A 7,461-nucleotide genomic window follows, 5' to 3' on the forward strand; every position below is an offset into this window, starting at 1 on the left:
GGTCAACAAGTCCGCGTACATGGCAATTGGTGTGGATCTTGACGGTATTAAGCACATTGTGGGGTTGTGGATTGCCAAAGAAGAAGGTGCTTCCTTCTGGGCGCAGGTGTGCTCTAACCTGGCTAATCGTGGGGCCAAAGACGTCTTTATCGTCTGCTGTGACGGGCTGAAAGGCCTGCCGGAAGCAGTAGAGGCAACCTGGCCGCACTCTATGGTGCAAACCTGTATCGTGCACCTGATTCGTGCCGCTAACCGGCAGGTCACCTACGGGGATCGCCGGGGCGTATCGGCCGCGTTGAAAAAGATCTACACCGCCGCGGATGAAACCACAGCACAGGTTGCTTTAGACGAATTTGAAGCCTCTGAATTAGCAGAAAAGTATCCACGCTCAGTCAAAGTCTGGCGAGATGCTTGGGCGCGTTTCGTACCGTTTCTGCAGTTCCCGCCAGCAGTCAGAAAGGTAATCTATGACGGCGAATTCGATTGAATCATTCAACAATGAACTGCGTAAAGCTACCCGCAACAGGGTGCAGTTCACCAACGATGAATCCGCGCTGAAAACGCTATGGCTGATGATCTGCAATATCGAAGACAAACGCGCTGCAAAGAGAGCGAAGCAGGGCAAACGAGTCTCAAGAACAGCCGGCAGACTCATGGAAGGAGCCCGAGTTTCCGGCTGGAAACAAGCCATCAACCAAATGGCCGTAGCCTTTCCCGACCGCTTCGACAAATACCTATAAACCTAGCCCCACACACAAACAACTTGACACGCTCTTGTGGGTCAACAACGCCAGAAGTACACACCTGAGTATCGACGTGAAGCCGCGAACCTGGTAATCGAATCGCAGCGCCCAATTGCTCATGTAGCCAAAGAAATTGGTGTCGCACCAGGTCTTTTAGGTCGATGGGTAAAAAATGAGCGTCAACGCCTAAGGCTCCTCCGATGGATTAAGCGAGGCGGATCTTCGTGCGGAGAATACTCGTCTGCGTCGTGAGCTGGCAGAAGCCAAGATGGATAACGAGTTTTTGTCACAAGCGACAGCCTTCTTCGCTTTAAGGCAACGCGAGCAGAAAAGTTCGAATTGATGCAGCCAGAGCAAGGCGAATTTCAGTATCAAACGCATGGCACGCCTTTTGAAGGTATCTCGGTCTGGATACTACACATGGGCCCATATACAGCAGAAACGCTTATCCGGTAAAGATGATCGTGCATCATTTTACGATGATGTTGATCGCAAGATTCATCAGATCTGAAAAAGACTCCGACGAGGTCTATGGTGCCCTGTGAATCACCGCAGAACTAGGTGAGCGCTACCAGATCAGTGTGAATCGCAAGACTGTAGCCAAGCGGATGCGCATGGTGGGCATTGAAGGGATTTCACCGCGTGCTTTCGTTCCAGTGACAACGATCCAAGCCAAGCGCAAGTCCACGCTTCCTGACCTGGTCAAGCGCATGTTTGATACTGGTGAGCTCAACCGGGTGCGGATGTCAGATATTTATCTACCTGCGCACCGATGAAGGATGGTTGTACTTGTGCGTGATCCGAGACGGCCACTCCCGTCGTGTGCTGGGCTAGGCTATGAATAGCGCCCAAGATACGCGCCTAGTCAAAGGAGCACTGCGAATAGCACATGCGCTGCGCGGTGACGTTGCTGATGGTCTCGTGTTTCACGCTGACCGCGGAACGCAATGTACCAGCGAACAACTCTGGGAGGTATGCCGCAACCTAGGTGTTGCTCAGACGGTGGGGCGTACCGGGGTGTGTTTCGATAACGCGATGGCTGAGTCGTTCTGGTCGACGCTTAAAACTTAAGTTCTACGACCGGAAGCGCTGGCCACCCGCGATGCTGCGCGTCAGACTGTGGCTTACTGGATTGAAGTCGTCTACAACCGTCGACGCCGACACTGAAGCCCTCGGGATGGTCAGCCCCATCGACTTCGAGAACCACACCAGCCTAACCACCAGCAGAAAAGAAATAGCTACCTAACCACGAGGTAGCTCCACTACGTGTCCACGATTTGCGGGCAACCCCAACGGGGCACTTCACATACGCTAAAGTATATACCTCATCATATGTCCCGCCATATGGCAAGACATATGACAGGACTGACGGGTGTGCAGATTTACCGATACGGCTGCACCGCCCTAGGCGTTTCCAACGCCCGATTTACGGTAGGGCTTGAACGGAATTCGTTTAGGCGCAATCAGGGACTATAAAGTATCACATTACTTGCCTCCAAACCTGTACATTCAGAGAATTGCCTTGGATTGGCGGTAACAGGTACCAGATATGCGTTCGTAAAATTAGCGCGCGTTAATGTCGCTCCACGAAGGTCTGACTCGCTAAGAATTGCGTTCGTAAAATCTGCGTCGGTGAAATCTGCCGATTTCAAGTTAGCCCATGCCACCATGGAGCCACGGAACGAGCATCCTTTGCATATGCTTCCTTCGAGATTGATGTCCATCAGATCATAGTTGGACATATCCTTTCCGGAAATGTCTTTCCCAGCGAGCCCCGTGGCCCACGATTGAGGTATCGTTTTGTACATTTGTTATTTAATCTGCGGTGAATTGATAATCCATTGCGGGCAACGGCCTTGGTAGCCAAGGCAGTGGGTGGTTACAACTCCGTAAGGTTTGCCGTCCCTTACCTTGTTGAAACCAACCACCGTTAATATGTCTGTGGTTTCAACTTTCCGGCACCTCTTAAAAGGTCCCCAACCCGAGCAGGAAATATGATCCATGGGCAGGCGATATTCATAGCGGTCGCCGGAGCGCTTAATCTTTGGCGCATATTTTGTTGAAGCTTGTGAAGCACGAATGGATAAACCGTGTTTGTTCTGGTTTTTCGCCCGAGCCTTTTCTCGAAGGTAAATCAGCTTTCCATTCTTATCCGTCCACTGCGACACTATAGTGTAGGGGCCTTTATTTCCAAAGAAAGATAATTCCGAGTCGACAGAAGTATCGAAGTTCTTCGAAGTGGCAACTTCTGTCAAGATTTCCTCCGCTGTAGAGTCATAGCTTTCCACTGTTCCTGGGATGACCCCGAAATCTTTTGTAGGGGCAGAGGTAGATGCATTGGCAGCTGGTTGAGACAAATTAGCCATTAGAAGTAGAGCAGCCATTGTCTTGCCTAGTGCGTTTTTGATCCAGTATTTCCGCATGATAGAGTCTCCTACTTGTAGAAAATTACTTATCCTAAAAGTACCTTCTTTAATTAACGAAGGGAATGCTCATATGCGTGATATGGAATACAAACTGAAGCGTCCTGGGTTTAGTTCTTACCTCAGCTAAGGAAGGATTGAACTATGCCTAGAAAGTATTCCGTCGAGTTTAAGGAGAAGGCGGTCCATCAGATCATCGAAATGGTCCGCCTGGAGTCTTGCTCACTGCAACGTGCCTACACAGAGATCGGTGAGCTCCTTGGAGGATCTCACCACACGTTGCGGGCTTGGTACCGTGACAGCGCTTCAGTACGCGATAATTCTGACGCTTCAGGCAGCGAAACAATGGAAGAAGAACTCAAGCGTCTGCGCCGCGAAAACCGTGAGCTGAAACGAGCAAACGGGATTGTTAAGACTGCTTCGGCTTTTTCGCAGCGGAACTCGACTACCCCACGACCAAATGATCCCTTACATCGACGCGTACAAAGATCAGTTTGGGGCCCGGGGCCATCTGCCGAGTCCTAAAACAAGCAGATCGTGGATTCATTACTTCACGCGGCTACTGAAGCGTTCTACTAATGTGATTACCGCTGATTGGTTATTTTTACCAAGGATGAGGTCGCCTTCCCAATGGCCTGGCAAAATACGTTCAGTAACCTCATCTGGCCGGTCGTCGATGAGGATCATGTCGTCAACGAAGCGTTGCTGGGATTGCCCGCAAAGGGGCGCTCTTAGCCTAGCGGGGACGCGTCAACTCGGAACAGTTATGTCGTTTGAACCTGGCGTTTAGTTCGTGGGATATGAAGTGGACATGCCATTTTGGAGGCGGATCAACCTTAAGAAGAAATGGTAATTGGGGGTAGTACTTAGAATATCTTTACTGCGGGCTGTACATGCTATAGATGCCTATGTTAGGTTAACACTGTTCCCGATATAGGCGATCCTTTATAATACTGAAGTCTGAAGCAAACACACATAAAGGTCATAAAGGTGAGGTCGATTTTGACGTGTCTAAATTCCGAGAGGGAAGTACTGTGATGAAGAAAATTGCAGCAGGGTTAGTAACCGCCTTGGCGGTTTCTATGTTCGCTGCTCCAGCGAACGCGGAGGAGAACTTTGAAACCAGTGTTAGTGGCGTTCGCGATGGCTACAAGACTCGTGGGTGGATCGATCGAAATATAGACGGGTACAACACGGAGATTACAGCAGCTACCTGTTTAAATGATCCACATGGATCTCCTGGAAAAGTTGAGATGACCCTGCGTCGAGAGCTTTCTATGAAGCCGGACCCCGACCTAGGTTCACGTTCGCTCAATAAATGCTATGGAGGATGGGACCGAGGCGGGTGGGGGCGCCAGGCTGCGGGAAATTATCATGCTGATATCCATACATTTGATTGGAACCACTTAACCATCAAATGGATGAAATTTGTATGGTAGCGACCATTCAAGCTAATGCACTAAAAATCCGGCGTTCAAGTAAAATAATTCTGGATATACCACAGTTAGTGATAGATGAACGACCCACGCTTCTTCTGGGAGCTAACGGTGCAGGGAAATCAACACTTTTTTCTGCTCTTGCATCAGATTCTTCTCCAAAGGAAGGAACAGTACTAAGGAAGGGATCTATATCTGTAGTAGAGCAGACATTCAATCCTATTACCGGTTTCACCTCTAGTGAGTACTGTGCTTATGTTGCTTGGCTGTTTGGGCGAGATAAAAAGGCCGCAAAGAAAGAAAGCTTAGATTGGCTAGATTTTGTAGATCTGTCAAGAGTGTCTAATCAACGGTGTGAAAGTCTTAGCGGAGGGGAACGCTCTAGGCTGGCGATCGCCACTGCGTTGAACTCTGGGGCGGAAACACTGCTGCTTGATGAACCAAGTGCGGCACTTGATCCACTCAACAAAGAGCATGTAACTGAGGTATACCAACGGATTGTGGATAGAGGACATAATCTAGTCGTCTCAACGCATGATGCCGGCGAACTACAGAGACCTTTCGAGCGCGTTCTCGTCCTTGATAAGGGAAAGCTACATTTTGATGGTTCACGACATGATTTCGTGCAGTTAGCTTCAGAACCCGGAAAATCCCCGGCACATATTCTCTCACGATCTTTTGTACGGAGAGGAAACTACAGTGGTTCCTAATTTCGGTATTAAACACTGGCTTCGCCGTCCATCATTATGGATTTGTCTTATTGGGATAATCCTCAGCGCGGTTCCTATTTCGGAATTAGGAAAGACGCCATACTATGAGTCGATAGCTGCTCAATCTACATTGGTATTCTTCGTAATTGCCCCTGCGGTTTCTGCCGCAATGGCATGGGAGGCATCACGATTTCGTCCTCTAGTGCAGATGGGGCGAAAATCGGTGGCTCGTATCTATGTGAACCGAATGTTTGCATGGTCGCTGATTTTTCCTCTTGGCTATGTATTAGCAAATCTTTCACAAAGTACTGATTCTTCGCTGTTCGGCTCTTTAATCTTTTGGGTTATGCTGGCGTATTCGTCCATCGTCGGTATCTGTTGGACGCTAATTGGAAGTGCACTTGGTTTTTCGTTTAAACCACTGGTTTCAGTGTCTGTATCAGCTGCGCTTGCATATTCTTGGTATGCGGTAGTTCCAGCCACTTCTCCTGGGGCCCTTAGACATATAACTGGTGATTTTTTAGCGTGCTGTTCTTTTGATGCAACGCTAGATGTGAAAGCAATTGGGACAGCAATTGCAGGGATTATTGGAGCCACGCTGACCATAGTCTCGGCTGCGGCACTGTTTAGGCACAGTAGTAAAATGTATATGTTGACTTTCCTTTTAGGCCTTATTTCCCTCATCGGTTCTTTTGCTTGGGCGCAGCAGCTCACAGAGTTTGGCCTTGAACAAAGAGATTCTCGTCAGCTTGTTTGCTCTTCTAAGGTCTGCGCATGGCCGGAAGTTCCTAACGAAAATATATCGCTTAATATCCAGGCGAGGGATGCTTTCTCTAAAATATCACCCCCTGAGTGGAGAGATTTCTCAGAACGTCCCGTCATGTGGGGAGATCTTTCGGAAGAGCATCTAAGTCTAAGCGGTCAATCCACTGTAAAAGGGATAGTTGGAGAGTTTGTGGATCAAGCTGGATCTGCGGAACTCATTCGTTCAGACGCTAAAGTCTGTGGAATTCCGGCGAAAGATTTGGGAATTACGCTTAGTGGTCTTCCTTGGGAGCCTAATCAACAAGTTACCGTTGAAGACGTTGCTCAACGTATTGAGCATTCTGTATGCAGAGTGAGCGATTAGCCCATGACTTCATACGCATTCTTGTACTGCCGTGGGCATAGGCTAATTACTGTCCTAATAATGGTGCTGTTTATTGCCTTTGTTCTTTCTTTCGCTGAGGGATGGTTGCTAAATATCCCTTGGCTCGATGATACTGCTGGGGCAAACGTTGGTACTTTGTGTTCGTTTTCTTATGCTGCATTGCCAGTGATTTTCTTCAGAAATCAGATTTCCAGGTTAGAGGCTCAAGTTTCACGGAATTGGCTAGTTATTGATGGTATAGTTCTCTTAGTTTTATGGATTATTCCTTGGATCTTTTCCCTTTGTGGCATAGGAAGCACTAGATTCGCTTATGTATCTACTGTTCTTACCGCTTTGACACTACTTATAGGTAGATATGTGAGTGTGGATACACTCGCTTTGTTACTTGTAGCACAGCTTGTTTTGCAAACCGCTCTTTGGCCATCATTATTTGATACGCATTGGAGATTCCTACTTTTCGCTCTAGAGGTTCCACCCAGCCGTATTCCACTAATATTAAGTATAGTTTCGTTGTTCGTGAGTGTTATTTCTTTGCGTAAATTCAAACGATCTGTGTTTTAGCTAGAAGTAGAGCGTGTCAATTTTTTGTACGGAGTGAAGAATAGCTATCTGCTGAAGTAGCCGGGGCAGGCCTAAGGTTACCCGCAAATCTTTGAAACGAAGTCACGTAATAGAACTACCTAGTGATTAGGCGGCTATGAGGTTACCCTCGTTTGGTGGAGACCCGATTAGTGTGGATTTTGTGTCCGCAAGACAGGATGTTCATTGTGGGTCAACAACGCCAGAAATACACACCTGAGTATCGACGTGAAGCCGCGAACCTGGTAATCGAATCGCAGCGCCCAATTGCTCATGTAGCGAAAGGGACCTGACCCCCATTTGGTGGACACCTGATATCCAGCCCAGTCGAGCTGGGAAGAAAGGTAATCTACCACCATGTCCAGGTACTCCGAACAGTTCAAACGCGATGCCGTGGCCCTCTATGAGAACAATGAGGAC

The 7,461-nt window shown here is 48.3% G+C and carries 8 protein-coding genes and 3 pseudogenes; 8 read left to right on the plus strand and 3 right to left on the minus strand.

Annotated elements, in window-relative coordinates:
- The 3 genes and pseudogenes from ABRP64_RS11235 to ABRP64_RS11245 all read left to right on the plus strand — a co-directional run.
- A pseudogene (locus tag ABRP64_RS11235) lies at positions 1-740 on the plus strand (IS256 family transposase); the annotation flags it as partial.
- Between the two features lie 36 nt (positions 741-776).
- Positions 777-995 (plus strand): transposase, encoded by a 219-nt coding sequence (locus ABRP64_RS11240; RefSeq protein WP_349866489.1) that lies wholly within the window; start codon positions 777-779, stop codon positions 993-995.
- A gap of 329 nt (positions 996-1,324) precedes the next feature.
- The gene (locus ABRP64_RS11245) at positions 1,325-1,519 is read left to right on the plus strand and encodes a hypothetical protein (protein ID WP_502880541.1); all 195 of its coding nucleotides are present in this window, start codon (positions 1,325-1,327) and stop codon (positions 1,517-1,519) included.
- A gap of 687 nt (positions 1,520-2,206) precedes the next feature.
- Here ABRP64_RS11245 and ABRP64_RS11250 read toward each other — a convergent pair.
- A complete protein-coding gene (locus tag ABRP64_RS11250) occupies positions 2,207-2,551 on the minus strand; it encodes a pentapeptide repeat-containing protein (RefSeq protein WP_349866490.1) in 345 nt (114 codons plus the stop codon).
- Positions 2,552-2,554: 3 nt separating this feature from the next.
- Positions 2,555-3,166, minus strand: a complete 612-nt coding sequence (locus ABRP64_RS11255; protein WP_284783759.1) for a hypothetical protein — start codon at positions 3,164-3,166, stop codon at positions 2,555-2,557.
- A 144-nt stretch (positions 3,167-3,310) separates the two neighbouring features.
- Between ABRP64_RS11255 and ABRP64_RS11260 the strand changes: the two are divergent.
- Positions 3,311-3,729 (plus strand): annotated as a pseudogene (locus ABRP64_RS11260) (transposase); the annotation flags it as partial.
- On the opposite strand, the pseudogene ABRP64_RS11265 reads toward ABRP64_RS11260, so the two are convergent.
- Positions 3,728-3,856, minus strand: a pseudogene (locus ABRP64_RS11265) (IS30 family transposase); the annotation flags it as partial. The pseudogenes ABRP64_RS11260 and ABRP64_RS11265 sit on opposite strands and share 2 nt — an antisense overlap.
- A gap of 347 nt (positions 3,857-4,203) precedes the next feature.
- On the opposite strand from ABRP64_RS11265, the gene ABRP64_RS11270 reads away from it, so the two are divergent.
- From ABRP64_RS11270 to ABRP64_RS11285, 4 genes are read left to right on the plus strand one after another with little or no spacing between them, the layout of a single operon-like run.
- Entirely contained in the window at positions 4,204-4,605 is a 402-nt protein-coding gene (locus tag ABRP64_RS11270) for a hypothetical protein (RefSeq protein ID WP_349866492.1), read from the plus strand.
- Entirely contained in the window at positions 4,599-5,312 is a 714-nt protein-coding gene (locus tag ABRP64_RS11275) for an ATP-binding cassette domain-containing protein (RefSeq protein ID WP_349866494.1), read from the plus strand. The genes ABRP64_RS11270 and ABRP64_RS11275 overlap by 7 nt, the downstream gene beginning before the upstream one ends.
- Entirely contained in the window at positions 5,302-6,441 is a 1,140-nt protein-coding gene (locus ABRP64_RS11280; protein WP_349866496.1) for a hypothetical protein, read from the plus strand. Before ABRP64_RS11275 ends, ABRP64_RS11280 begins: the two co-directional genes overlap by 11 nt.
- Positions 6,442-6,501: 60 nt before the next feature.
- A complete protein-coding gene (locus ABRP64_RS11285) occupies positions 6,502-7,023 on the plus strand; it encodes a hypothetical protein (protein ID WP_284771331.1) in 522 nt (173 codons plus the stop codon).
- Positions 7,024-7,461: the final 438 nt, after the last annotated feature.

This window comes from Corynebacterium sp. KPL4015, assembly GCF_040225725.1.
Classification (GTDB): domain Bacteria; phylum Actinomycetota; class Actinomycetes; order Mycobacteriales; family Mycobacteriaceae; genus Corynebacterium; species Corynebacterium rhinophilum.